Annotated in this window: 27 protein-coding genes and 2 pseudogenes; 18 read left to right on the plus strand and 11 right to left on the minus strand. The window is 58.1% G+C overall.

The features are described 5' to 3' along the window. The first annotated feature begins 801 nt into the window (after nt 1-801). Nucleotides 802-1,236, plus strand: coding sequence for a beta family protein (locus JQ575_RS45895; protein ID WP_212038220.1), 435 nt, complete (start codon nt 802-804; stop codon nt 1,234-1,236). Further along, complete coding sequence (locus tag JQ575_RS45900) at nt 1,194-1,796, plus strand: beta family protein (protein WP_283842687.1); 603 nt, start codon at nt 1,194-1,196, stop codon at nt 1,794-1,796. The genes JQ575_RS45895 and JQ575_RS45900 overlap by 43 nt, the downstream gene beginning before the upstream one ends. On the opposite strand, the gene JQ575_RS37530 is transcribed toward JQ575_RS45900, so the two are convergent. Next, nucleotides 1,746-2,354 (minus strand): sce7726 family protein, encoded by a 609-nt coding sequence (locus tag JQ575_RS37530; RefSeq protein WP_212038222.1) that lies wholly within the window; start codon nt 2,352-2,354, stop codon nt 1,746-1,748. The genes JQ575_RS45900 and JQ575_RS37530 overlap by 51 nt on opposite strands. A 256-nt stretch (nt 2,355-2,610) precedes the next feature. Here JQ575_RS37530 and JQ575_RS37535 point away from each other — a divergent pair, with 256 nt between their 5' ends. Beyond that, complete coding sequence (locus JQ575_RS37535; RefSeq protein ID WP_212038223.1) at nt 2,611-2,823, plus strand: hypothetical protein; 213 nt, start codon at nt 2,611-2,613, stop codon at nt 2,821-2,823. A 664-nt stretch (nt 2,824-3,487) separates the two neighbouring features. Here the strand turns inward: JQ575_RS37535 and JQ575_RS37540 are convergent. Then, nucleotides 3,488-3,820 (minus strand): hypothetical protein, encoded by a 333-nt coding sequence (locus JQ575_RS37540; RefSeq protein WP_212038224.1) that lies wholly within the window; start codon nt 3,818-3,820, stop codon nt 3,488-3,490. A 145-nt stretch (nt 3,821-3,965) separates the two neighbouring features. Here JQ575_RS37540 and JQ575_RS45225 point away from each other — a divergent pair. The 9 genes and pseudogenes from JQ575_RS45225 to JQ575_RS37580 all read left to right on the plus strand — a co-directional run. Continuing rightward, a pseudogene (locus JQ575_RS45225) lies at nt 3,966-4,216 on the plus strand (hypothetical protein); the annotation flags it as partial. A gap of 156 nt (nt 4,217-4,372) precedes the next feature. After that, on the plus strand, nt 4,373-7,900 hold the full coding sequence (locus tag JQ575_RS45905) for a pesticin C-terminus-like muramidase (protein ID WP_212038225.1): 3,528 nt from the start codon (nt 4,373-4,375) through the stop codon (nt 7,898-7,900). A gap of 84 nt (nt 7,901-7,984) precedes the next feature. Continuing rightward, complete coding sequence (locus tag JQ575_RS37550; protein ID WP_212038226.1) at nt 7,985-9,121, plus strand: calcium-binding protein; 1,137 nt, start codon at nt 7,985-7,987, stop codon at nt 9,119-9,121. Nucleotides 9,122-9,266: 145 nt separating this feature from the next. Further along, a complete protein-coding gene (locus JQ575_RS37555) occupies nt 9,267-9,536 on the plus strand; it encodes a hypothetical protein (RefSeq protein ID WP_212038227.1) in 270 nt (89 codons plus the stop codon). A gap of 426 nt (nt 9,537-9,962) precedes the next feature. Then, nucleotides 9,963-10,208, plus strand: a complete 246-nt coding sequence (locus JQ575_RS37560; protein WP_212038228.1) for a PilZ domain-containing protein — start codon at nt 9,963-9,965, stop codon at nt 10,206-10,208. A gap of 356 nt (nt 10,209-10,564) precedes the next feature. Continuing rightward, the gene (locus tag JQ575_RS37565) at nt 10,565-10,783 is read left to right on the plus strand and encodes a hypothetical protein (RefSeq protein ID WP_212038229.1); all 219 of its coding nucleotides are present in this window, start codon (nt 10,565-10,567) and stop codon (nt 10,781-10,783) included. Nucleotides 10,784-10,807: 24 nt separating this feature from the next. Next, nucleotides 10,808-11,056: pseudogene (locus tag JQ575_RS46730) on the plus strand (DNA-directed RNA polymerase subunit alpha C-terminal domain-containing protein); the annotation flags it as partial. Between the two features lie 15 nt (nt 11,057-11,071). Next, on the plus strand, nt 11,072-11,260 hold the full coding sequence (locus JQ575_RS37575) for a cold shock domain-containing protein (protein WP_212038230.1): 189 nt from the start codon (nt 11,072-11,074) through the stop codon (nt 11,258-11,260). Between the two features lie 84 nt (nt 11,261-11,344). Beyond that, nucleotides 11,345-12,181: a calcium-binding protein gene (locus JQ575_RS37580; RefSeq protein WP_212038231.1), complete on the plus strand. Its 837-nt coding sequence runs from the start codon at nt 11,345-11,347 to the stop codon at nt 12,179-12,181. Nucleotides 12,182-12,266: 85 nt separating this feature from the next. Here the strand turns inward: JQ575_RS37580 and JQ575_RS37585 are convergent, their stop codons facing one another. The 4 genes from JQ575_RS37585 to JQ575_RS37595 form a co-directional block, all read right to left on the minus strand. Next, complete coding sequence (locus JQ575_RS37585) at nt 12,267-12,578, minus strand: hypothetical protein (RefSeq protein ID WP_212038232.1); 312 nt, start codon at nt 12,576-12,578, stop codon at nt 12,267-12,269. 123 nt (nt 12,579-12,701) lie between these two features. Next, entirely contained in the window at nt 12,702-12,980 is a 279-nt protein-coding gene (locus JQ575_RS37590) for a carboxymuconolactone decarboxylase family protein (protein WP_312016091.1), read from the minus strand. A gap of 262 nt (nt 12,981-13,242) precedes the next feature. Beyond that, complete coding sequence (locus tag JQ575_RS45910; protein WP_283842688.1) at nt 13,243-13,377, minus strand: hypothetical protein; 135 nt, start codon at nt 13,375-13,377, stop codon at nt 13,243-13,245. Nucleotides 13,378-13,442: 65 nt separating this feature from the next. Continuing rightward, the gene (locus JQ575_RS37595) at nt 13,443-13,853 is read right to left on the minus strand and encodes a hypothetical protein (RefSeq protein ID WP_212038233.1); all 411 of its coding nucleotides are present in this window, start codon (nt 13,851-13,853) and stop codon (nt 13,443-13,445) included. Nucleotides 13,854-14,083: 230 nt separating this feature from the next. Between JQ575_RS37595 and JQ575_RS37600 the strand changes: the two genes are divergently transcribed. Then, complete coding sequence (locus tag JQ575_RS37600; protein WP_312016092.1) at nt 14,084-14,317, plus strand: hypothetical protein; 234 nt, start codon at nt 14,084-14,086, stop codon at nt 14,315-14,317. Between the two features lie 11 nt (nt 14,318-14,328). After that, on the plus strand, nt 14,329-14,808 hold the full coding sequence (locus tag JQ575_RS37605; RefSeq protein WP_212038235.1) for a hypothetical protein: 480 nt from the start codon (nt 14,329-14,331) through the stop codon (nt 14,806-14,808). Between the two features lie 690 nt (nt 14,809-15,498). Here JQ575_RS37605 and JQ575_RS37610 read toward each other — a convergent pair. The 3 genes from JQ575_RS37610 to JQ575_RS37620 form a co-directional block, all read right to left on the minus strand. Beyond that, nucleotides 15,499-15,813, minus strand: a complete 315-nt coding sequence (locus JQ575_RS37610; RefSeq protein ID WP_212038236.1) for a hypothetical protein — start codon at nt 15,811-15,813, stop codon at nt 15,499-15,501. A gap of 34 nt (nt 15,814-15,847) precedes the next feature. Continuing rightward, nucleotides 15,848-16,042 carry a hypothetical protein gene (locus tag JQ575_RS37615; RefSeq protein ID WP_212038237.1) on the minus strand — a complete coding sequence of 65 codons (195 nt, stop codon included), beginning with the start codon at nt 16,040-16,042 and terminating at the stop codon, nt 15,848-15,850. A gap of 96 nt (nt 16,043-16,138) precedes the next feature. Then, a complete protein-coding gene (locus JQ575_RS37620) occupies nt 16,139-17,269 on the minus strand; it encodes an FAD-binding oxidoreductase (protein ID WP_212038238.1) in 1,131 nt (376 codons plus the stop codon). A 639-nt stretch (nt 17,270-17,908) separates the two neighbouring features. Between JQ575_RS37620 and JQ575_RS45915 the strand changes: the two genes are divergently transcribed. Together JQ575_RS45915 and JQ575_RS37625 are read left to right on the plus strand one after the other, a co-directional pair. Next, complete coding sequence (locus tag JQ575_RS45915) at nt 17,909-18,043, plus strand: hypothetical protein (protein ID WP_283842689.1); 135 nt, start codon at nt 17,909-17,911, stop codon at nt 18,041-18,043. A gap of 158 nt (nt 18,044-18,201) precedes the next feature. Beyond that, the gene (locus JQ575_RS37625) at nt 18,202-18,777 is read left to right on the plus strand and encodes a hypothetical protein (protein WP_212038239.1); all 576 of its coding nucleotides are present in this window, start codon (nt 18,202-18,204) and stop codon (nt 18,775-18,777) included. 196 nt (nt 18,778-18,973) lie between these two features. On the opposite strand, the gene JQ575_RS37630 is transcribed toward JQ575_RS37625, so the two are convergent. After that, nucleotides 18,974-19,873: a LysR family transcriptional regulator gene (locus tag JQ575_RS37630; RefSeq protein WP_212038240.1), complete on the minus strand. Its 900-nt coding sequence runs from the start codon at nt 19,871-19,873 to the stop codon at nt 18,974-18,976. 103 nt (nt 19,874-19,976) lie between these two features. Here JQ575_RS37630 and JQ575_RS37635 point away from each other — a divergent pair, with 103 nt between their 5' ends. Continuing rightward, nucleotides 19,977-20,390 carry a GFA family protein gene (locus JQ575_RS37635; protein WP_212038241.1) on the plus strand — a complete coding sequence of 138 codons (414 nt, stop codon included), beginning with the start codon at nt 19,977-19,979 and terminating at the stop codon, nt 20,388-20,390. A 202-nt stretch (nt 20,391-20,592) separates the two neighbouring features. Continuing rightward, entirely contained in the window at nt 20,593-21,594 is a 1,002-nt protein-coding gene (locus JQ575_RS37640; protein WP_212038242.1) for a nitronate monooxygenase family protein, read from the plus strand. A gap of 400 nt (nt 21,595-21,994) precedes the next feature. Here JQ575_RS37640 and JQ575_RS37645 read toward each other — a convergent pair whose 3' ends face one another. Next, nucleotides 21,995-23,833 (minus strand): di-heme-cytochrome C peroxidase, encoded by a 1,839-nt coding sequence (locus JQ575_RS37645; protein ID WP_212038243.1) that lies wholly within the window; start codon nt 23,831-23,833, stop codon nt 21,995-21,997. Nucleotides 23,834-23,844 lie beyond the last annotated feature (11 nt).

The raw sequence follows: 23,844 nt of genomic DNA on the forward strand, positions 1-23,844 counted from the left end.
GAATCGGAATTAAGAGAACGTGGAAGCGAGTAGGCGCAGCCTTCGTAGCGCGGGTCGGGATGCAGGGTTCGAAAGCAGTGGTACGCATGCGGCTTAGATAGGCGAGGGCGCCGAGAATGCGAATCCGCAGTTATGCCGGTTCCTGCGTTCACAAGTGTACTGACGCTTGCTCGCTTCGAGGTCCATATTGGCGCGCGTTAAGGTCAACACGGCTCCAGTCGCTTCCCCGCGCTGGAGCCGTTTTTTTAGCAAGCACCCTCGCCGAGCGGCATTTGTTTTTTGCCACCGCGATTGCCACCGGACGGCTTAGTACAAGCAATAATTAGACGGTACTGCGAGTATGGCCGAAGGCTCTAAAGCTCAACAAAATCACACTGATTTAGACGTGTTGGGATTGGTCGGGATCGGTCAGGTAGAACTGCAAAACCGTGTACACCAGTTCAATTCTGGTCGTGGCCTCCATCCATATATTCAATGACTTAGGTCATTTCGCTCTCTCCCAATATCGAACCATTTTTTAGGATCAGGGACCCTATGGGGCTCCGAGAGAAGCAACGTGCTAGCTACAATCCCGCAAGATCGTTTCAAATTGTCTTGAATTTGCGACCACTGATTACCATCTGCCCATGATGTCCAGCCGGGCATAAAAATAGGCCGAACCGATGCTTGGAACATCGGCCGGCCCTTAACTCCCGCGGGTAGCAGGAATTGGTAGTATCGCTTGGACATCATGTGGGTAAGTGCCCCCCGTCTGTCAACCAACGATTTTGCTGCCCGTCCATCACATGAGGACGAGCAACTATGCATGCGAATTATACCTACCGGCCGCTTTTGCGGAGCAGGACCGGCGAAGCCATCGCCCTGAAGAACCTTACGCCGCCGGCGAAGTCACGCCTTTCTCCGATCATCAGCTTGGTGGCGAAGCCGCCCGGCGGCTTCGCCGAAGACATTGCAGCGGCTTGGGGCGGCGGCCGAATGGCGCTGGACGGCGCCTATAACGTCTCGTTGAGCGGGTCGATTGCTTCGTTCAGCAACCACTTCGGCGCGATTGGCACCGGCGGTGTCCAACTCATTCCCTCGATAGAACTGGGCGAAACTGGCCAGTATCTGCATGCCGTGAAAACGCTCGTTGGCTCATTCGCACCGGGGCTAGTCCTGAAAGTGCGTTTAGAAGAATTGATCAACGCAACGGCATGGCCCGTGGATGGTCCACGAAGGACGTCGATTTGGTCGTAAATCTCAAAGAAGTGCAGGGTCTTGATCCCGGTTTACTTCACCCTGTGGTGGTGTCGGCCTTGAGCAAAAACATCGCCGCCGGCCAGTGGCGCTCGGTCACCCTCGCAGCATCTTCGGCGCCGAAGGACCACGGCGGCCTGCCGTCCGGCCGGTCAACGGTTCCCCGCCGATGCTGGCATGTGTGGAATACGGCGGCGAATGCAATGTCGTTTTCGCTCGATTTCGGAGATTACGCAGCGGGCACGCCGGACCTCACCGATCCCCCCGGCATGGCGATGACCAAGGCCACCGTCAGCGCGCGCTACGCCGTCGATGGCGAGTGGGTCGTTCTGAAGGGGAAGCCGACCAACGGGAAGACCGGCATCACCATGCCGACGCAATACAAGGGTCATGCGGCTGCCTTGGTCGCTGAACCAAAGTTCGGCGGCTTGCCGGTCTGCTGGGGCGACGACAGGATACTGCAGATCAACGCTGGTTCTGCGACGCCCGGAAACCGGACGACGTGGGCATCAATCGGCGCCAGCAGGCACCTGTCGCTGGTCGCCGCGAGACTGCCCTAACCATCCCTGACGGGCCTTTAGCGCCTCGCGAACGTGCGCCGAAAGCGCACGTTCGCTTAGGCTTTGGGCAAGCGCGTCCTGAAGGAAGTCGGCAGATTTCGAGCGCATGCCTTTGGCGATCCCGATCTTTTCGAGGATCAGCAATTGTTCGGACTTCCAAAGCAGCCGGGCGATTTGCTTTTTATCGCGGTAGGGGTTTTCGATCGCCGGTCTGACTTCGGTTAGCGATAAATGGCCATCATGGTGAACGGTGACGCTGGTTAACCCCCAGAAGGCCGAAATTAAAGGCTTGGCCTTGTGGATATGCTTTTCTGCCGCGACCAGAGTGATGCGATCGAAGACTTGCTCGTAGAGTTCGGCTTGACCGTCCAGTCGCGACAGGGTGTCCCGCTCGCTTTTCAACTCAAAGCCGTGCATTTCGCCGTTGATCACTGCGATATCAATGCGCGCCGAGCCATTCCAAATGCCCATTTCTTCGACGATCCGCGTCGTCGGATCGTGAGAATGCTCGTTTAGGAGCGCGCTCAGCACTATGCTTCTAACGTCGGGATCACGCATTGGCGGGACGCTAGCCTATTTCGTTTAAGAAATCTGCCCATCGCTGTCTCTGTCAGGTCGGTCATATCCCCCGACTTAGCACCGTCGTCCCCGGCGGCTGGCGCTGAACGCCGGCGCCGCGGGCTTTTCGTTATCGAGGTGCGCTTCGGCGCGGCGCGCCGCAGAACCGGTAATTCCAACCGGTGGGCGAGGGCTACGAGCACTATGTGATCCACCGCACAGATGCATTCGACACGGGCGGAATATATTGTGGCGCATGAAAGCCCAATTCGTCAGGGAGACCGCGCACGACTTCGCAGAAGCGCTTCGGGTAAACCCCTCGGCTGCGCGGGACGTGCGCGAACTGATCGCTGTGCTGAACCTCAGCTACGCCGACTTCGTTTCGGCGGAAGTACCCGCGGCTAACCTTCAAAAGATCACGCAATATCTAACGGGGCTCGACAGTGGGCAGCCCAACATCGGGCGATGATCGCAAAGCCCCAATGTGAAGCCCGACATTGGTCGACGACAACAGATCATCGAATTTGTCAGGCGGATATCGTTGTCCGGCGGTGTCCGTGATGTGCACTTCCCAACCGACGTCTAGCAGGCCGCGAGCTTTTGTAACGGCTACCAGCGGGTCTAACCGCATCGTCTGCGCGATATGCCCGTCCTTCGACGCGTGGATTGTGAAGGTCATTTAAGCCTCACGCGTCGAGCAATTCGACAAGATAAACCTATCCCGCAGCGCAACGACCAGCAGTCGATCGGCCTATGGTGCAGTGCAGACGCTGCCTGCCCGCGAACAGTGGAAAAGCCGGCGGCGCGATCCGGGGTTTTCGATAATCACGATTTGAAGTCCAGCGTCGTGCGTCAGCGCCTCGATAATGCATTTTGCCCTATGCTTGGCTTCGTTGGTATCGACCTGTCTCTCTGGGTGGGCTTTTTGGCAATCGCAGATTGTGGAAGGGCGTGTACTTGATGCTGGTCGGCCATAAATTCTCTCTCACGCAAAAACGTGCCCAGCGATCAGACGGGCAGCATGGCCGATCCGTTCACAGCCACGACGCCCTGTAGGATTGGAGCGGACGACTATCTGACCCTAGGTCCGGCGGCGATCGCAACGCGCTAGACGCCGGCCGGGAGACCGATGCTCATGGCCTGATTTCTTCGACGTCTAACCGACGCGTGAATTTAACGAGCCGCATCGTTATATTGTTGGCCTTTGCGAGACCGCGCGCTGCGGGCATCATGCTTTCGAGCCTCGCGGCATCGGCCGCGATCAGCGGCGCATAGTCACCGGTGGTCAGCTTGGCCTGCGCCACGACTTCCCGGCCGGCGTCGTCGACGTATGTCACCAACCAGAGTTGGTCTAGTCGCTGGATGCCGTCGGGCGAGGTCATCTTGAAATCGACCTGACGTTGATCGCCTGAAGAACTTAGGAACGCGGCCGTCGTCAACATTGCGAGTTGCGGGATGATATTCATTGCGGTTGCCTCTCCGGAAGACGACGGCCAAGGCTAGCTTAGCGCGCTTCTTTTCCACAGCCACGAAGTCGAGTAGCGAGAGCCGCATTCGTCCCTACTAATAGAGCCGTTTGCCTAAGCTGTCGGGCCGCGCTTTGATGGCGGGATGGCCCCGAAACATCATCCGACCCCGCTGTCTGGCGGCGACCGTAAGGCGCTCTCGAAAGAGTTGACCAAGGCGCGCGCGATGACCGGCATATTGGCGCGCCAGTCGGATGAGAAGCGCGCGGCCGGCGCCGCGCTGATCCGGGAAGCCGACTACCTCGCCTGCCAAGCTGAAACAAACGGATGTGGGCTGACGGCAGGCCGATCGACCCGTCGCCGACGGTCGATCAGGCGATCAATGATGGTACACCCGTGGCGAAGCCCACCTACCGACATGGCTGCTAACGGAATGCCCGGAACCTGTGCTCCCGTGAAACCCCGGTTTTGACAAGCGATGCTGCCTGTGGGAGCGTCAACGCTATTTCGCCTTTTAAATTAATTGGTTCGTCAATTTGACCAGGTGGTTTGATGGCTTATCCAAATGCATTTCCAACTCTCACCGCAAAACCAATAGTTCTGACGGCCGGCTCGACTTATTCCTTTTCAGAATTGTTCACTTACACCTCAGCCGTTGGCAACACCGGTGATCCGATCGCATATGTTGGTGCATACACAACTGGTAGTGGTAATTATACAATCACCGGCTATCACACGTATGACGGTTATTATGCCTATACTATTGAGGGAAATAATACCACGTTTCGACCGGAATGGGGCTCTTTTTGGAGCGGGTCAATAACAGTCTCCAGCGGAGCGGTTGGCTCGATTTCTTTGGGTTTCAGTTACAGCCTTGGTTTCTTTAACAGCGATTACAACAACAGTCCTTGGCTTTACGCAGCGGGAGGGGGTGGCGGAAGCTGGTCGATTTCGGCGCCCTTCTTCACTACGAGTGCTGACACAGTCAACTTTAACAATCTTGCTGCGACGCAGATCGCAGCTGCCACAACGAATTCAAATTCAATTTACAACGCCCTCGACGGCAACGACAACGTCGCCCTCCCAAACTCCACGACCATTCCTGGGGTGACTGGCGTTAGCTGGAATTTCAATACGCCCTTCAACGCCGGCGCCGGAAACGACACAGTTACTGGTGGCTTGGGCAACGACAATATCAACGGCGGGCTTGGGAACGACATCATCTACGCTGGCGGTGGAAATAATACCATCGACGGAGGTGGCGGCACAGATACGATCATTCTAGACGGCAACGGTCATGACAGCATCGTTTTTAGTGCAAGCAATCAGGTCGTCAAGCTCCAACGCGGAACCGCGGGCCCGATCGTTGCAACGATCAATGGCTTTGTGGCCGGTGACGAGATTGATTTTAGCAATAGAGCGAACCTCACGCTTTCGGCTGCATATGGCATCCCAGGCGAAGTCGACGTTTATTCGGGAAAGACGCTGGTCGCGACCCTCACGTTCAATGGTAGCGTGGACGTAGACGCTTTGCAGCCGGTAAGCGACGGGAACGGTGGCACGAGAATTATTGTCGATACGACCAACGTCCCCCTGAATGATCCGCAGCCAGCCGGATATTCGATTAACTGGAGTTTTGTGCATTCCCACGAGGGCGGAAACCTGCTCACGCCTTACGTGCCATTGTCCAGTCCAGGCGTGGTCGCCGGTCGGTCCGGCATTACGTTGGGCATAGGCGTTGATCTAAGCAGCGGCATAATTTCTCAGAGTGACTTCGCTTCGTTGTTTCCCGATTACGCGAGCAACCCCAATCTAAAGTTTCTCTACGGCGCGACGAACGCTAGTACGAGCAAGTCAGCTGCTTTGGCCTATTTGGAGACAGGAGAAGTCGAGAAGAAGTCTCGTATCGAGACGTCCATGTCGGTGAGCGTCACACAGTCGCAAGCCAACAAACTGACTGCTTTCGCAGAGAGTGAAACGCTAGCGGATTTGATCACTGCTTGGCAGGGGTCCTCGCTATGGGGTGGAACTGCAGTCGTTCCAATAAGCGCCTTGCCCGCCCAAGCGCAAACCGTTCTGGTGGACGTTGCATTTCAATACGGCCCAACAAATTTGCGAACAAAGACGCCCTCCTTTTGGCGTGACATGATTGAAGCCGCGAAGACGATCTCGGCTGCAGCGCCCAACGGGTCAGCCAGCGCGTGGACTACCGTGTATAGTGAGTTGACGCATTTCGGCGACGACTATGCCAGCCGGCGTCTCGACGAAGCCGCGCTTATCCTGCAGATACCTGGCATCACCATCACTGTTCCACTGCCTGCCATTATTGAGCCAAATCTTGTCGCATCGAACGTCTCGAGCTTCTCTTTCGCGATTGCGGACGCAACCACCCAATATGCGTTCGATCCACTCGGTGACAGCGTTTATACGCTCAACGCGGAGCCTGGTTCGCCAGATTTCAGTTCGATCGAACTACCTGCTTCGAGCGCCGCCCAGTATTCTGTGATGTATCAAATTGCATCGACGTGGTCCGCCCCGCAGATCGCGCAGCCGCTTCAAACCATCAATCTGCCGGCGGGCGTTCGGGCTCTTCGAGTTACACTTCTCGACGCGAATGGGTTCACAGAAACTGATCCGGAGAGCTTTACTTTTTACACAACGTTCGCTTCAGCTGGAACGTTCTCGGGCGCAGTTACCTCGCAGGTCGCGGTGTCTCCGACCGCGACGTTCGGACAACTTCGCTTGGGCTCCGCCGGTGCCATCACGTTGTCCGGTGGCGCGTCCGCACTCTCCGGCATTGCTAGCGTCGTCGCCCAAAACAACAACATTGACCTAGGCGTAGCTACGTTCGGTGCGGATACTTGGAGTTTTCAAGGAAGTGTTTCCGGGGGACTGGATGGTATCGCGGTGAAAGTGACCGACGGGGGGAGTTCGACAACAACCGTCGGTCTAATTAACCTTCAGACACTGTCATTTGGTGCCAGTGGAGTGACCGCAAACTTCACCGGGGCAGGAATTGCTGGCACAAATTTCACGATCGATGGCGGAGGTTTTGGCAATGACCTTTTCGTTGTCACGGGAACGTCGATCAACCTGGCTGGCCGCGCCTTTGTGAATTGGACGGCGACCGACAGAGTTTACCTGATTGGCTCGGCATCATCCTCAAACTCGCTCGTCGCGGGCTCGACCAACACCTTGATAATTGGAGGTGCCTTGGCTGACGTCCTTAGCGGCGGAGGGGCCAGCGACAATATTTATGGTGGCGACGGCAACGACACCGCCAGCGGCGGCGGAGGTAACGACGTCCTTGTGGCGGGCAACGGAAACGACACCGGCGACGGCGGCGACGGCAACGATTACATTTATGCGGGTGGGGGCATAGATGTGCTGACGGGCGGCGCTGGGCTCGACGTGCTGCTGGGTGAAGGCGGCAATGACAGCATCTATGGCGGGACCGGCTTCAATTACCTGTTCGGCGGCGACGGCAGCGACATTCTAGTTGGCTCAGGCGGCGCGGGACCGGGTGACGTCAATGTTATGCTCGGTGAAGCCGGCGCGGACGCGCTCTATGGCGGAGCCGGCACCAATTATCTCTACGGTGGCGCCGGCATCGACAATATGTTCGGCGGCTCGGGCCTGAACATCTTCATCTCGTCTGGTGAGACCGACGGCAACTTAATCTACGGCGGTTCAGGCCAGAACTATGTCTATGGTTCCAATGGCGGCGATACCGTCACCGGTGGCGCGAGCGTTGACGTCTTCCTCATGGGAACGGGAGCGGACTTCATCACCGGCGGTGGTGGCGTCGATTACGCCTGGGGCGGCGGCGGCTCTGACACGTTCACAATCAACGATACCACGTCAGAGCTTATGGTGATCCAAGACTTCAACACCGGTGGCGTGAACGACGTGCTCAGCTTCGTCGGCACGTCCCTTCACTCCTTCGCTGACGTACAGGCCGCATCGTTCTATGCAGCGGGCATTAACACCACGATCATCATCGATGCTGGGGGGAACGCGGCGTGGCTTATCGGAAAAGCCCCGGGCGACCTCGACACGACTATGTTCAGGTTCGGCTAAAAAACGCGACGTTTTGCGTCATTCGTACGCGATTGCTCAGACATAAACTTCACCCGTGCAACTTGTTATCCATTGGGGAATGAAATGGTTACGTACATTGGAACACTTGGAAACGACAATCACATCGCAACCGAAGATATCCAGTATGGGCTGGATGGAAACGACACACTGGGCCTTTCGACTTTTGGCAATACCGTTCCGATTTATCTGTACGGAGGCTTAGGAAACGATCAAGTGCTTGGAGCCGGTAGTTCGCAACCCAACCACTTATATGGTGAAGACGGCGACGACATCATCCAAGGAAGTGGCGGTCAAGGATATATGTATGGTGGCGACGGTAACGACGTAATCAATACCTCTCTTGTGAACTCCGCTACCATTATTGGAGTTTTGGGCTACGGCGGAAGTGGTGACGACGTCATCACGGGTGGACGCGCATTCGAACACCTGATGGGGGACGACGGCAACGATGTGATCTACGGAATGAAAATGGATGACACGTTGGATGGAGGCGGCGGACAAGACATTTTGTATGGGGGCGACGACAACGACATACTGACGGGAAATCTTGGCGACGATCTTATCTACGGAGATATCGGAAATGATCTTTTGTATGGAGGTCTGGGTAACGACACGCTGAGAGGTGGTGACGGCAACGATACCTTGGTCGGTGATGGCGGCGTCGAAATTGGCGCGCAGGGGGAAGCGGGTGACGACGTCATTTATCTTGCGTCCGGCGATGGATCGCAAGCTTATGGCGGCTCCGGCAACGACGTCTTGATCGCCACTCAAGGCCGGGTCATTCTTCAAGGTGACGACGGCAATGATGCGTTGTTTGGAGCCGCAGGCAACGATTACGAATACGGCGGAGCCGGCAACGATATCATGTACGGCGGTGATGGTGTCGACGTTCTGCTTGGCGGCGCCGGCAATGACTACTTCGACGGCGGTCAAGGCGTGAACTATTACTTTGGTCAAGGCGGTAGCAACACATTTGTTGCCAATGACATCGCGAGTGTTCAAGTCGTTCAAGATTGGAATGCTGCCACCGACAGCGTGTTGCTGACCGGCTCCGGCTTCGCATCGTTTGCCGACGTGCTCTCTCACTTCTATCAGAACGGTGCATACTTCGTGGTTCAGATAGACACTGACACCGCGGTCTGGTTGAACGGTGCGACAGCTGGAGCGTTGACGGCTTCGAACTTCTCGATCGTGAGTTAACGGCAAGCAATACCCGCCGGGGCATGTCCCCGGCGGGGTCTCTCTTGCCCGGTTAGCTAACTTTAACGGTGTGTGAGCGGCTTCAAAATGGTTTAAGCTTTACGGATTGGCCCCAAGTTTAACGAGTAGAACATGGGTGCCACCGATGGCGACAATTGCAAAGGCGGACGCGGAAGCGCGCAAGGCTGCCCGCAACCGAGTTCTCGAAACCGGTTTGATCAGGTTCGAACAACTATCCGTGCCTTGCGTCCTTCGCAACTTCTCGGAAGCCGGCGCAGCCTTAGACGCCGGCCCGTACAGCCTAATCTCCGACCATTTCACTTTGATCGTTGTCGGCAAAAAAGAAATCCTACCCATGCAGCGTCATATGGCGAAAGGGAACGCGCCTCGGCGTGTCGCTCTGCTGATCGGGTGACCGGCGGCGAACGATGATGCGCTCGACGAGCAGACGATGGACGGCCGCAAAGGATGCCGCGCTGCGCACCCTCGGGAAAGAGGCGGTCGAGATCGCCTCAGTACTTGACACCGCAGGCAATCTACGCCCGGCTACAGCGTCTTTATCGCAGGCTTGAGGTATCGCGCGCGGGGGAGCGACTGGGTGACAGCCTCAATTTAGATACTGGCGGATCAGTATGAAACGCAACGCATGAGACGATGACTGTCGACAATTGCAAGCGCCAGCTTCCTTTCCGCCTGTTTTCGCGCCTCCGCCATGATCATGACCGCCCTCAAGTGGGGCGCGTTAAGCTAACAAATCAACCTTACCGCGCGATCAGTGAGGAGACGTTCTGACGTCCATGCTATGGAATTATTCCAATTCTTCGAGCCCATTGATGACGTCATGGCCAACGACAAGAGCCAAAACGGATCACGAAGCCCAAAGCTGGGCCTGATTTGCTTTGGTCAATCGAAAATCGATTGTACAATCCTCAGCCTTAGCACGTTTGGAGCAGCGCTCGACGTGGCGTCGTTCAACGAAAAAATTCCCGACGAGTTCACGCTGCTCGTTTTTGGTGAATATATCGAACGACGATGTGCCATCGTTTGGCGCAGAGACCGTCGGATCGCTGTGGTTTTCAGCAGATGAACTGTTCGGAAGCGGTTGCGAAGCTGGGCGACGGCCGAAGCCGCCGCCTCCAGTGTCCGGACCCGCTACGCTTTGACGCGCGCGGAAGCGGCGATCTTTGCAAACCGTCCTTCGCAATCTGAACATCGCGGCAAAGGCCACCAAGCCGGGAATTTCCGTGTAAAAAGCGGTGGCCTACCGCGGGTGACAAGCTTCACCGACGACGTCGCGGTTGGTCGGACAACGCGCAGCGCCCCAAAAACATTGTCAAAAAGATTGGCGCTACGGAACAGGCTTTCCGAAAACGCATTTATCGAGTACGAGATCAAATATTGCGCTTTCGCGATCTGTAACTATTGCCCATGAGCGTTTAATCGATGCCCTTCGAAAGCAAGACTGCTTTTCAACTTCAGCAGATGATCGCCGAAATGGTTGGCTTTCATCCGGACAACATCGACGTTGTCAGGCTGGGCAACGACGGAGGCTTCAAAGCTATGCTGATCGGCAGCGTGGGCGCCGTCAGCAGGTCGAGAGCGCAGGCGGACATTGAGAGCGCTTGTCGTCAATTGCGCCTGAAATATCGATTGACCCTTTAATGAACGAAGTCGAACCGGCGCCGGAACTGCCAGAATACGCAGATCGACCGCGTCAGGTTTCCGACGCGCATACGCAATGCCTTGAACGCAGCCGGCCTGAAGACGATCGGCGAGATACGCGAAGCGTCGGACAGAACGCTATTAAGTTTTCAAGATCTAGGCAGGGGGTCGCTCGCCTATCTTCGCAAGACGTTGGACCTATCATCGTCGCGCGGCGGCGGGCATTTTCCGGCGGCAGGTCGCCCCTTGCGACCCGCCCAGCGTTCGGATTAGGCTGGTGGCGGTACGGTGAAATGGTTCAATCCGGTGAAGGGCTTCGGGTTTATTCAGCCCGACAGCGGCGGCAAGGATGTTTTCGTGCATATTTCGGCCGTCGAGAAGGCGGGCTTAGCACGCTCAACGAAGGCGCGAAGGTCAGCTAACGAAGAAAAAGAAAACCGCGGTAAGACATCAGCGGAAAATCTCAGGGTTGGATAGTCGCGAGTACCTTTAAGCGAGATCGATCTATTGGCGCGCGTCGGGCGAAGCCGCCCGACCGCGACGTTGAAGGAAAGTTTCTTCATGAAATTTTATGGCGGCTCCGGAAACGATACGCTGATTGGTTTGCCTGAAGACGATGTGCTAATCGGATTTTCCGGCAACGACTTTGGCTATGGTGGAGCGGGCAGCGATTACATCTATGCAGGCGAGGGCAACGATGTTCTGTCCGGTCAAGGTGGAAATGACGTATTGCTGGGGGAAGACGGCAACGATTACATAAATGGTGGTGAAGGCGTCAACTATCTGTTCGGCGGCGTCGGCAATGACACCCTGCTAGGATCGGGCGGAACGACGGCCGCAGACATCAACGTGATGCATGGAGAAGACAGCGGTTTCGACGTCATGTTCGGTGACGTCGGCACCAATTATTTTTATAGCGGGGCTGGTCTCGACAGCATGTTCGGCGGCGCCGGCTTGAATATTTTCATTTCATCCGGGGGCGCCGACGGGAACCTTGTTTACGGCGGATCGGGCCAAAACTATGTTTACGGCTCCGATGGCGGCGATTGGGTTATGGGAGGCGCGAGTGTCGACGTATTCGTACTGGGTGCGGGGGTAGATTATATCGTTGGCGGTGGCGGCGTAGACTACGTCTGGGGCGGTGGTGGCGCCGATCAATATTATATACACGATGTGCATCGAGAAGTATTGGTTATCGAAGACTTCAACAGCGGCGGTGTCTTCGATGTAATAAACTTTTTTGGAACGTCATTGCACTCATTTGCCGACGTGCAGGCGGCATCGTTTTATGACGCAGGCATTGATACCACGATCATTACAGACGCGGCCGGAAATGCTGCTTGGTTGATTGGTATCGCGCCTGACCAATTGAATGCGTCGATGTTTAACTTCACTTAGCAAGAGCGCATTTCGAATGCGTCGAGATTGAATGTCGACTACGCGGCGGTAGCGTGGGAATAAAAGCCATCAGCGACACTTTCACTCATCGTCGGTTCGCCCGGGCGCGGTGTCGATCGATCGCGGCTCCTACAATCCACAACAACAATGCGATAATGATCACGCTGACAGCGAAGAACACCGCGTGATTGCCGTAGTAACCAAACTTATCCGGCATAAAGATCGAATGTCCCGGGTTGCTGGTGGGGCGGAGCGCGAGGTCGAGCGCCGTAATTGGCATCACGACCAGCATCAGCCCGAGATTGGCAAGTCCGTCCGGCGGTAGCCGAGCGAAATCAAACCACGCAAGCAGTGCAATTACGAGGTAAAGCGCCGGAAGGACAAGCTTGAATTTCATCGTCTTGGAAATCTCAGGCCGTTAGCCTACCGAGCCTTCAACGTTTCATCCGCTGCCAAGAAGGATTGGCGCCCAGCTGGGGTGCCGCAGTAGGCCGTGATGTGGACCAGCACTTCCTTGAGTTCATCGACGCTGACACCGCTGGGCAAGCGCGGCGTTTGTGTAGATGCCGAGTTCCTGAAAGCGGCCTAACCCTGCGAGGATGCCCAAGGTCAAAATGCTTCTTGATTTCTGGTCTAGGCCCGGCCGGCTCCAAGCGTATCCCCAAGCTAATTCGATAACGGCCCGTTGAAAGGTCATCATGAATTCATCGGAGCCAGCGATGTTGGCCTCGACATACTCTTCGCCCAAAACATGCTTTTGAGCTTTCAAACCTTTCTGAAACAATTCGTCGCCAGCCATTGCGCCCTCCATTCCTTTGTTGATTTAGGACCGAATTTCCTCTGACAGCTTTTGCGATGGGAAATGCTCGCCCCGCTCCCAAAGGTCGCGTATTTGCGCTCCGTCGTCATACGGCCCCAGCGCGGGGATGGACGCTGAGGCCGTTGTGCGGCGACGCTATCGGCGGTCTAGCGTCGTACCGAGCCTAAGCGCGATGGACCGATTTTCAAATTAATTCGATCAGCGCAACGCGCCCGGATGAGTTTTCACAACGTAACTGTGGCTAGGGATCGATGGGAAGGGTGCTGGCGGGCCGGTTGCAGACAGCGCAATAGATCACGTCGCCCAGCGCTGTTTTGACGATTTTGAAGCCCTCAGGCAGGCGCTGAACCGTGTCCACGACATCGTCGCTGGTCATGCTGGCAATGTCGGTCAGTGCGCAAACGGGGCATCTAACGGCTACTGCCCACCGATGCGATATTTTCATTTTGCAGCGGTCGATGGCTGACGTCGCCTTGCACGGACCGCCCTCACGCGTCGCCTGCGGCCGACGATGTGCATCGGTAGTGGTGCGGAGGTTGAATACGACGGCAGTTCCACCGCAGGGGCGCTTTTCGGCGCCTCAACAGCCGGGGCGGCTGCGGCCGGGTTCTCGATTAGGGCTAGCAGCGTCCGGCCGGCCTCAGTGATCTGCCACCCTTGGGCATCCCGGATGACCAGCGACTGGCTGAAGATATCCAAGCCGGGCGCCCGCGCCAGCAGGCGCTTCGTGCGATCGGTCCATTCCGGGCCGCTGCAAATGAGGATCGCCACCGCGCGTTTCAAGTCGTCGATCGACAAACGGCCGCCCGGATGGCCCGCCAACACTTTCAATACCGTGACCTGAAAACTCACGAAGCGCCTCAACGCCGATATATGCGCCAAGGTAGTCCGACTGGATGGGACGCGTCTACACCTCGCAAAAACATATGGACGATGGAACAGAGCCTGTTTGCGATCGGAACTTGCGGCAACCACGTTATGCCGGGAACATTTACAAGGCGTCCGCCCGTGACTAAAGGGACGGTCCAGATTACAGGAGTTTTCCCGCTGTGCTAATGGATCGGAAGCTAAGGCTTTGGTCGATGGCCGCGCTGTTCGCGACGGCGCTCGCGGTCAGCGGCTGCTCGACGTCGATAACGGACCTGCCAAGCGACGCGCCCCAGCGCCCCAAGGAAGCGCGCGGTTATCTTCCCGTGCACGATATTCCGCCTGACCGCGGCGAGGCGGCGTTGAAGCCGAAAGAGCAGGAAAAGATCGAGGCCGACCTGATTGCGGCGCGGGACCAACAGGCGGCCGCGGGCGCCGCCGCCAAGTAAGCGTGGGACCGATGCCGACCCGCGCTGAACGCCTTGCCGACCATTTCATCCGCTGCGCCGGGATCGCTGCGGTTCACGTCGACGCGGCCGGCGCGATCGGCGCTGTCGACACGGCGACCATGTTCGACCCGGGCGGCCGCGTCGTTCTGTGCTGCGCCCGCGGCAACCATATCAAGGTCGCCACGCTGGCCGCGGCGAGGGCCGCGCTGGGATCGGGGCACGCCGCAGCGCGGGCGGCCGTCCATGCGGCCGCGGCGGAAATGGGCGTCGGACTGACGCCGCTGTCGACCGTCATCCAGCGGGCGTTTGCGGCCGTCCAAATGGTGGACGACCAGATCGTCGATCTGCAGCAGTCAGGGGGGATCAAGGAACTGAACAAGGACTTCAAAGCCGCCCGGACAGCGGGTACGGCCGTGCGCTACGTCGATTTTCTGTTCGAAAAGAAAATGAGCCTGCTGGAAGCGATCGCACGGGCCGGTCATGGCGGATAGGCGAGGGGCCAGAGAATGCGAATCACTCGTCACGGATCAAGGCAAAACGAGCCGAAATGGAAACGGCCCCAGATTTGTATTCTGGGGCCGCGAACCGCCAACTAGGGGTTTTACTTCTCTGGGGGGAAGGTGTTCCGCGAAGCTCATACCTGACTCTCTATTGCTGATATCGTTCCGAAAATTGGTGCTGCCGCGAAACAACTCGACTTGAAGATGACGCAACTTTTGGGGTGATATTTTCCAGCGCGCGCGGGCAATTTTATTCTTGTGGCCCCTAACGTGGCCCCAAACGAAATGGGACTTCGGCGCCGTTTTAGCAAACCCGTGTAAGGGATTGAATTTGCTGGCTCCCCCGGGCTGGACCAAGGGAGCGAGCGTAAGACGATGATAGCTCAAGGCTCTATGAGGTACGGAAATCGAGAGGCCAGCAATTGGGCCAGCAAGGGTAAGTAAGGCTTGTGCCAGATGTCTGCACACGACATTCTGTCGTCATATTGTGACAAGAGATGCCTTTATCTTATTGTTGTTGTTCAATAAACCTTTGTGCCAGTTGTGCCATTCGGACAGTTTCAAATGGCACAAGGTGCGGCGACGGCCGATAGGCGGTGGCGCGTCCGGGCGGCTGGCCGAGATTGACCTCGTAAGTGATCCGGAAATTGAAGGCCGGAATATTCGGAGCGTCTTGCGGCTCTACTCGTCTTCGTCCGGCGGCTCGGCCATCATCTTTTGATAGTCCGCTTCCATCTGGGCCAGTTCGAGTGCCTGCTCGTCGTTCTCGTCTTCCGGCTCCGGTTTCAGCAGGATGTAGTTCGGCAGAGCCACCTCGCGCGCCTCGTGCTCCTGATAGCCCTGCTGCATCAGGCTGATGATCTCGTCCGTCGCCATGTTGGCCGCCGCGTTCGTCTCGGCCTCCAGCATCCCGGTCGCCTGCAACTCCTTGAACTTCTCCGGCAGGAATTCCTTCCAGTGCCGGAGCGCCCGCGATCTCCGTTCCAGTCGGCCCATTTCGTGTCACTTTCATCGGTGCGAGGCGGACCGTCTACGCCCACTTGGGCAAGGGATCGCAGAAACACCTTGCGTCCGCGAGCGACCGCTCGGCGAACTCGATGTCTTGTGCCTTGCCGTCGTAATCCGGCCTTTTTCGGAGTTCGATCAGATACAATTGCCATTTTTCGGGGGATTGGATCGCATCCGGGCCGTCACCCATCCTTATTGGCAGATACTTGGCAGTCATGAATTCCTCGCTGCGCGATCTCGATGGCCCGTACCTGACCCGGCTTGGACGCTACTGGACGTCATCAAAGTGAGTCTGACCGGGAAACCGGCCGGTTCAAATAACCTTCAGGCCCTTTCCGCCGCTCGTGCGCAGTCGCGACGGATCGAGCGGCCGGAGCCGGGCGGGGTCGAAGGGACTCAGATCGGTGCTGCGCGCGTCGCCATTAATGAGTAACTCCGCCAGGGCTTCCCCGGTCGCTGGCGCGTTGAGGATGCCCCAGACACTGTGTCCTGTGGCTACGTAAGCGCCCTCGATCTGCGGCACTTTGCCGATCAACGGCAAGCCGTCCTGGGTGATCGGGCGGAAGCAGGCTTGCCGAGCGATGACCTTCTCCGGGCGGAGCGCCGGTGACAATCGCGCGCCGATGACCTGAAGGCGATCGACCTCGTTCTGGTCTGTCATCACGGCGGCCGGGTCGATCGGCAGTGGAGGCTCGTCGGAGAGGGCGGTCACCAGGGTGTGTCCATTGGCCCTTGGGAAGACTTCGACCGTAACGGCCTCGCCGGTCTCCTCTTGATATTCGAGGAAGAGCGCATCCGCAGGGATGTCCCCGCCGGTGTCGTAGACGAGGCTGGGGCTCCTTCGCCCGTAGACGGCGGGCAGAACTATCCATTCGGCGGCCATCACCGACCAAGGCCCCATAGCCACGACCACGGCATCTGCTTCAAACACACCGCCATCGACCTCTACACCTCTCACGCTCGATCCATCCGCAGTCCGAACGATGCCGGTGACTCGCCCGTGACGCAGTTCGGCACTGTTCTCCACGGCGGCGCTCATCATGGCGGCGGTGAATGCGCGCGGGTGAACGATCGCGGTCGTCTCCGTCGTGCCGAGCCGAGACTCGATAATTGCACCGGCGGAGAGCCAATCGAGCTTGGCCAGCAAGTGACGACGGCGGTCGCGCTCGGGAACGACGATACCGCTGTAGGCAGTCATGCGGCGATAGCCCCAGTCGCCGGCAATCTCGCTGGGCAGGGCGGCGTGAAGATCGAAGCTCCGCCGAGCCAACGCATCAAGCGGGCTGCCGGCGCACCAGTCGCGGGCCAGGAAGCCGCCCGCCTTGCCTGATGCCGCAGCGGCCACCTCGGTCCGTTCTACGACGATGACGTCAATGTCGCGGCGAGCGAGGAAATAGGCGATGCAGGCGCCGATCACGCCGCCGCCGCAAATCACGACACGCATGGTTTTCTCCGGGCGAGGCACGTCGAGTTGAACAAATGTATCAGTCAATTGTTACCGAGGGCGACTTCACGGGAGGAAAATCTATGCGCGCGCTTGTCCTCGCTACTCTTTTGTTGGCCTCGTCGAGCCTGCCCTCATTCTCCCAGGGGGAAGGGAAGCCTCCGATTTCGCCATCGCAAAGCGTGCCTGCTGAACCCGCTCCCTCCGACCTGAATGCCCCGCGACCGCCGGATCAACGAAGCGACCGGGGTCAATCCAGAAGCGATGATCGTGAAATGGGTCCTGACTGGAGGATGCGCCGGGGTGACGGGGACCGCACGGGTCGGGACGACCGGGCAGTGGGTCAAGACATGCGGCGCGGGAACCGTGAGGAATATTGGGATCGGGACAGGGATCGCGGTCGATACGGCGATCGGGATCGCCGGAGTGACGGGGACCGCATAGGCCGGGACGACCGGGAAGTGGGTCAAGACATGCGGCGCGGGGACCGTGACGAATATCGCGATAGCGACAAGGATCGCGGTCGATATGGCGATCGGGACAATTGGGACTGGGATCGCGCGGACCGAGACCGAGAATATCGAACCCACGACGACGAGCGACCTCGGCGCCGCGTGAAGGTCTGCATTGAATACGACAGTGGCGACGAATATTGCCGCTATCGGCAAGGCCGCTGATCGCAAAGCCTCGGCGGGCGATGCGGTTTTGCGCGAGCCCGGTTTCATCCTTGGGGTCTGTGTCGCCGCCGCCAACTCATCTTCGGTATGGAAGTGAGATGTCCGCTATTGAGGTTGAAGCGGACGAGGAAAGGGCGCTGATCGACTTCCGTTTTTGACCCTGAACGGACATGCATCGTCCTTGTCGCCGATGGCGTTGTCCGCTTCAATAGGCCGCAACGCTAGGCGTGCTCTGAACGTGTGGAGGGATTAGAAATGAACCAATCCACGGCAATCAATGCCACCGATGCAATAAGCACGTACATTGAGGCAAAGGATACTAACCGTCCTCAATTGATGATGCGGGCCTTCGCGGGAGACTGTGAACTCGAAATGGCTGTAAGAACTGACGCTATCTCATTCCCAAGCTCAGCAAAGGGACTGGAGCAGATTACTCAGGTGTTGGTCACAAATTTCGGAGACCAGTACGTGAACGTCCGCACGTTTTGCCTCTCGCGTCCCAACTCAGATTACCCTCCGTATTTCCGTTGCAATTGGCTGGTCGGGATGTCGGCAAGAGAAGGAGGCGCGGTTCGTGTTGGATGCGGACACTATGCTTGGCATTTCGGTTCCGATGATGATCGCCGCGTGAAGAAGCTCGCGATCGACATGGAGGTTATGTGCGTGCTTCCAGCCGAGGGGGCGAAGCCGATTATGCAATGGTTCGCGGTTTTGCCATATCCTTGGTGTTCGAACGCCAAAGCTTGCGAAAGTATTCCAGCTATTGATGCCCTGCAACCAATCGAAAACTTCCTCCGACGGATGGAAACGAGCAACGCGCCGATCGCTTGAAGGCGACGAGCGACTACCTTCTGACGTCGGGAAATTGGCACTTCCTGACAGGTCTGGCTAACGACGCCCGTTGTTGAGGGCAAAGCGGACTTCCCAGTTGCGCACTCAGACTTCGGAGTTTGACCCAAAGCGGACTCGCGTGCCGTTTGGGTTGATTTTCGGAACAACGAGGAAAGCTCATCCGAGCCCATTTCGATCACGGGAATTTTGCAACCGCAGCCAATCGACTGCGCAGCCAGCGATGGGCCTTATCCCTGTCGTTGCGCGGATGCCAAACGGCAATCACTTCGAAACCGGGGGCCTGGAAAGGAAGCTCGCGCACGAACAGCCGCTTGTTGTTCTGACCCAGCAGGCGAGATGGAACGAGTGCCACAAGATCGTCCGTCTGCAATATCTCCGGAATGAGCAGGAAGGTTGACAGGGAATAGCGGACCTTGCGCCGTTGCTGAAGCCGCGCAAACGCCTGATCGCCCTCGAACGATCCGCCCGTTGGCGACACCACAACGTGATCGTAATCGCATAAGCGCTCGACCGTCATGGCCGCATTGCTCGCGAGCGGATGCTGACGGCGAACCGCGACGACATAGCGGTCGCGATAAAGCAGCCGTGACGGCAGATCGGACATCGCAAACTGAGCCGCAGTGATCGCCAGGTCGATCTGTCCGCGTGCGAGGGCGTCGCCGAGGCCCTCGATAATCGGTGGCACGATGGCCAGCCGGATCTGTCTCGCCTCGCTTCTGAGCGCCTTTACGAACGGGGTGAGAACGGCGTGCTGCATATAGTCGTTGCTCGAGACCCTGAAGGTGACCTCGGCGTGGACCGGATCGAATGCATTGCGTGCGACGAGATGCCGGCTGTCATCGAGCAACTGTTTCAATGGAACGGCCAGCGCCTGTGCCCGCGGGGTCGCCAGCAGGCCGCGCTGGGTGCGTACGAACAGGGGATCGCCAAACAAGTCGCGGAGACGCATCAACATGCCGCTGACCGTCGGCTGGGTGTAACCTAGCCGCGCGGCTGCTCGCGTAACATTTCCTTCTTCGAGCAGTGCGTCGAGCACGACGAGCAGGTTGAGGTCAACTTTCCTGATATTGGCCATGGCAATATTAGAACCATAATATTGCGATTTGAGCAATGTCAGGCCGCTTGGTAGTCTTGTTGCACGGATTTGCGCTCGGGAGTGAACAGCAGGGAGAGATGCGATGCCGACGATCGAGGGAGGGTGCCTCTGCGGTGCCGTACGCTACCGTTCTGACGCCGAGCCGCTGATGCAGGTGGTCTGCCATTGCGAGACCTGCCGCAAGAACTCGGGCTCCGCTTTCTCGATGAACGTCGCGGTGCCGCAGGACACGCTCCGCATCGAAAGCGGCAGTCCGCGCCGCTACGAGGATCATAGCGGCGCGAGCGGCAAGGCGTTCTACCGGTTCTTCTGTGGCGATTGCGGCTCCCACGTCTACAGCCACGGCGCGGCATACGGCGCCATCGTGTTCGTCAAGGCCGGCACGCTCGACGACTCGAACTGGCTCGCACCCAACCTGCATATCTGGTGCGCCGAAAAACTGCCTTGGGTCGGTATTCCCGAGGGCGCGACCGAAGTACCCGCGAACCCGGGCTGAGCAGGAAAGCAATTTCCCCCATCGAACCAGCGAAACCGATCAACGTCTTCATCGTCGTCTGCCATCCCGCGCCATCGTCTAGAGTATCTGCGCGTGCGCTTTGGTCGCTAATGGCATTTTTCGAACGTGCCGAGCACGTCAACTCGGGCAGTATTGCCCTACGTTTGGTCCAGAATGCGCATTTTGCTGATGGAGTGACCTAATGATTACGGCAGGTTGTGAACGGCTTGGCATCGAAGTTCCAATAATTCAAGCGCCCATGGGTGGGGCAGTCGGCCCCGCCCTCGCTGCTGCCGTTAGCAACGCTGGCGGCCTCGGTACACTTGCGCTGTGGGGGGCGGACGTACCGAGATTGCGTCAGCTGGTCCGCGAAACGCGCGCTCTCACGACTAAGCCGTTCGCCGTCAATCTGAACCTGGAGTTTCCGCAAGAAGAGCGCCTTGACGCCTGTTTGGAGGAGGGCGTGCCGGTTATCTCCTTCTTCTGGCGCGATCCTTCAGACCTTGTGGCCCGCGCAAAGTCTGGTGGTGCCACAGTGCTCCACACCGTCAGCACGGCTGCAGAAGCGCGGCACGCGGTAGCGAGCGGGGTTGACGCCGTTGTCGCACAAGGATGGGAAGCCGGGGGTCATGTGCGTGGTAAGGTCGCAACGATGCCACTCATTCCCGCAGTGGTCGATGCGGTCGGACCGGTTCCCGTCTTTGCAGCGGGGGGTATTGCCGACGGCCGCGGGCTTGCCGCTGCCCTGGCACTTGGCGCTTCGGGGGCATGGATCGGGACCCGTTTTCTTGCGAGCAATGAGGTCGCCATTCATCCGCGCTATCGCGAGCGAATTTTGCAGGCCACCGAAGACGATACCGTTTATCTCGAAGAACTGTTCGACATCGGCTGGCCTAACGCACCCCATCGTGTATTGCGCAATAGTACTGTCGCTGCGTGGGAAGCCGCCGGACGTCCGGCAACGGGCAAGCGCCCGGGTGAGGGTGATGTGGTGGCTACTTCGAAATCACGCGGGCCGATTGTGCGCTATCGATCGTACACGCCCGGTACTGATGCCGAGGGGGATATAGATGCGTTGTCGCTCTGGGCTGGCCAGAGTGCTGCCCTTGTTCACAAGCGACAACCCGCAGCAGAGATCGTGCGCGAGATTGCTGGCGAAGCCCAAGCTATCTTGTTTGGATTAGCTCGGCAGCTGAGAAACTGATCGTCAAGGCATATGCACCTTTGAGACATGGTGACTGGCTAGGCCAGTGTCCGCTTCCGAAGGTAGTACGGAAGTGCGAAGGCGCAGCAGCCAGCCGCCCGATAAGCCGGCTTCCTGCCTATACCGAATACCCTTAATCGACAGCGCCAAACACATCGGTACCGACGGGCACCGTCACGGTGAATTGATACGTAGCTCTGGTAACCAGTGGCCCAAGGCTTTCGGAGTATCAGCTGCCTTCGGAGGAGCGATGCTCCTCGAGAAACCATTGTTCTGTTGCACGCGCCAAATGGCGGGCGACTACGGCGACGTTTGTACTGGCTCCGGATTCCCACACTCAAAAACACCCCGACGCCCAACCTCCAGCGCCAGCACGGTGCCAGTCGTCCTGTTGCACTGTTCATAGCGTCTTGAGGTATTCAACCAATGCGCGGCGCTCCTCGTTAGTCATGCCGGCGGTCCCGTAGTCGTGGCCACCATTGTCGTTCCCCGGTATGATCTTTCCGCTGGCATCACGCACGCGAAACTCGAACGGGCCATCGGCAGGACCCGATTTGAAGCCGACGTCGTCGGGGTCGAACTCGGTCCCGCCAACCCAGAACGAAGTCTTGCGTTGGCCTGGGGGTAGCAGAAGCTCATATAAAGTCGATACGGACCCGTTGTGCAGATAGGGGGCTGTGGACCAGATGCCATTCAATGGTCGTGGCTTGTAGGCCAGGGTTGCGTCGACTTCGGAGAGGCAACGCTGCGCGCGCTGCGCCTTAACAGGGTCGTCGTATTGTGGCGGACCGCCGACCCGTTCCGGAGCGGCAGTTGTGGCAGCAACGCTGCTCGTGCGCAAATTGCGTTGGGCGTTCATGCCTGGTTCCGAGGTGGGAGCCTGCTGCGCTCGGGCAATCATGCTAAGGCTCATGTTTACGAGCAGTTGAAACGTCGGACCAACCTCGGCGATTGTGCCGAAGCCTGGACGGCCCTCGAGTAGACCAGACTTCGACTCATGCAGGTAGGCGTTGCAGGCAAGCCAGATGTCGGTGCCGACATCTTTGAGTGCGGTCATGGTAATCGTGACTTTTGATTGCAACTCGGTGGCCGGGTCGAGAACCGTGTGGCAATCGTTGCACTTGTGTTTTGTGTAAAGCGCGCGGCCTTCGTTGGCCCGGTTGACGTCAATTGGCGGCAGGAGTTGTTGCGGCCAGCGCGGCGACTTAAGACGCTTCACCAGGTTCTCAAGGTCGATCATGTTTTCGAAGCGTAGGCTCGAGGCGTAACCGTCCTTGCCTGGCTCCATGGTGACGTCCACCGAACCAAAGACGCCAATCAACTCGGTAGTGTTGCGCAGCATGGCGCCGAGATCGAACGTCTTGCCATTGAAGGTTTGCTCTATAATAGGCTGTGGCGCGATGCCGTTCCACTGCACCACGGGCTCGTGCTGGGGAGTATTCCAGAGGAACGGGTAGCTCGCCGGCGCATCGGAGGGAAAGTGAATTAAAGGCTCGGAGGCGCCAACGCTGAGCGCGATCTTGTTCAGGATATGCCCCTGCGCATCAAGCCGGCCGTGTCCGTAGCGGATGGGAGCGGCATTCTTCGCCGCTAGTCGCGTGAACCACGCAATCTGTCCGTCCAGATCGGCAATGAGCGTTGCGCGATCCGTCGGCGAAGGGGGCGCGCCAAGTACAGCAATCACGAATCGATCAAGCTTCTGCACGTCGGCCCGTGTCGCGACCAGGGAAGCCAGCAAGCCCTCCATGAGGCCCTGGAAATCTGCAAGCGTCGGCGCACCGTCGACCCGGACCCGATGCCGACCGTAAGTGAACTCGCTAGTATGGCAGGCAGCACAGGTCATGCCTATCCAAGGTTTTTGGCTGCCGTCCGGGGCAGGCCCCTGATCAACCACGAATCCGAGCGGCAAAGCGTTTCCGGTTGTCCCGCCCGGCAAGTAGCCAAGCTTTCGGACGTTAGCGTCGGACAGGAATTTTTCTGTGCTGTCCCCCTGCTCGAGGGCCGTCATCCATGATAGGGGCACCAAGCGCGAGCCTTGCGTTGTGGTATACCACCACTGCTTCTCAGCGTCGGTCCAACCTTGTTCGACGTAAGTTACTCCCCCCTGCGCCAAGGTCGGCGCGCAACCCATAACTAGAGTCGCAAGGCCCGACAGCGACGCTGCGACGGCCAATGCGCAGACTCCCGTAAAAAGCCGTCCGCCGTTGGATGAGGTTTCGCCACCGAATGAGTGCGCCATGGAAGGACCCT

This window comes from Bradyrhizobium sp. JYMT SZCCT0428, from assembly GCF_018131075.1.
GTDB lineage: Bacteria > Pseudomonadota > Alphaproteobacteria > Rhizobiales > Xanthobacteraceae > Bradyrhizobium.

Excerpts from the sequence above, each read along its gene's own strand:
- JQ575_RS37605 (WP_212038235.1), top strand. The coding sequence starts at position 14,329 with ATGCCGACCCGCGCTGAACGCCTTGCCGACCATTTCATCCGCTGCGCC.
- JQ575_RS45895 (WP_212038220.1), top strand. The coding sequence starts at position 802 with ATGCATGCGAATTATACCTACCGGCCGCTTTTGCGGAGCAGGACCGGC.
- JQ575_RS37630 (WP_212038240.1), bottom strand. The coding sequence starts at position 19,873 with ATGGCCAATATCAGGAAAGTTGACCTCAACCTGCTCGTCGTGCTCGAC.
- JQ575_RS37600 (WP_312016092.1), top strand. The coding sequence starts at position 14,084 with ATGGCCGCGCTGTTCGCGACGGCGCTCGCGGTCAGCGGCTGCTCGACG.
- JQ575_RS37585 (WP_212038232.1), bottom strand. The coding sequence starts at position 12,578 with ATGAAATTCAAGCTTGTCCTTCCGGCGCTTTACCTCGTAATTGCACTG.
- JQ575_RS37635 (WP_212038241.1), top strand. The coding sequence starts at position 19,977 with ATGCCGACGATCGAGGGAGGGTGCCTCTGCGGTGCCGTACGCTACCGT.
- JQ575_RS37590 (WP_312016091.1), bottom strand. The coding sequence starts at position 12,980 with ATGGCTGGCGACGAATTGTTTCAGAAAGGTTTGAAAGCTCAAAAGCAT.
- JQ575_RS37640 (WP_212038242.1), top strand. The coding sequence starts at position 20,593 with ATGATTACGGCAGGTTGTGAACGGCTTGGCATCGAAGTTCCAATAATT.
- JQ575_RS45900 (WP_283842687.1), top strand. The coding sequence starts at position 1,194 with ATGGCCCGTGGATGGTCCACGAAGGACGTCGATTTGGTCGTAAATCTC.
- JQ575_RS37535 (WP_212038223.1), top strand. The coding sequence starts at position 2,611 with ATGAAAGCCCAATTCGTCAGGGAGACCGCGCACGACTTCGCAGAAGCG.
- JQ575_RS45910 (WP_283842688.1), bottom strand. The coding sequence starts at position 13,377 with ATGACCAGCGACGATGTCGTGGACACGGTTCAGCGCCTGCCTGAGGGC.
- JQ575_RS37530 (WP_212038222.1), bottom strand. The coding sequence starts at position 2,354 with ATGCGTGATCCCGACGTTAGAAGCATAGTGCTGAGCGCGCTCCTAAAC.
- JQ575_RS37580 (WP_212038231.1), top strand. The coding sequence starts at position 11,345 with ATGAAATTTTATGGCGGCTCCGGAAACGATACGCTGATTGGTTTGCCT.
- JQ575_RS37555 (WP_212038227.1), top strand. The coding sequence starts at position 9,267 with ATGGCGACAATTGCAAAGGCGGACGCGGAAGCGCGCAAGGCTGCCCGC.
- JQ575_RS45905 (WP_212038225.1), top strand. The coding sequence starts at position 4,373 with ATGGCTTATCCAAATGCATTTCCAACTCTCACCGCAAAACCAATAGTT.
- JQ575_RS37645 (WP_212038243.1), bottom strand. The coding sequence starts at position 23,833 with ATGGCGCACTCATTCGGTGGCGAAACCTCATCCAACGGCGGACGGCTT.
- JQ575_RS37565 (WP_212038229.1), top strand. The coding sequence starts at position 10,565 with ATGCCCTTCGAAAGCAAGACTGCTTTTCAACTTCAGCAGATGATCGCC.
- JQ575_RS37625 (WP_212038239.1), top strand. The coding sequence starts at position 18,202 with ATGAACCAATCCACGGCAATCAATGCCACCGATGCAATAAGCACGTAC.
- JQ575_RS37560 (WP_212038228.1), top strand. The coding sequence starts at position 9,963 with ATGGCCAACGACAAGAGCCAAAACGGATCACGAAGCCCAAAGCTGGGC.
- JQ575_RS37550 (WP_212038226.1), top strand. The coding sequence starts at position 7,985 with ATGGTTACGTACATTGGAACACTTGGAAACGACAATCACATCGCAACC.
- JQ575_RS37620 (WP_212038238.1), bottom strand. The coding sequence starts at position 17,269 with ATGCGTGTCGTGATTTGCGGCGGCGGCGTGATCGGCGCCTGCATCGCC.
- JQ575_RS37615 (WP_212038237.1), bottom strand. The coding sequence starts at position 16,042 with ATGACTGCCAAGTATCTGCCAATAAGGATGGGTGACGGCCCGGATGCG.
- JQ575_RS37610 (WP_212038236.1), bottom strand. The coding sequence starts at position 15,813 with ATGGGCCGACTGGAACGGAGATCGCGGGCGCTCCGGCACTGGAAGGAA.
- JQ575_RS37540 (WP_212038224.1), bottom strand. The coding sequence starts at position 3,820 with ATGAATATCATCCCGCAACTCGCAATGTTGACGACGGCCGCGTTCCTA.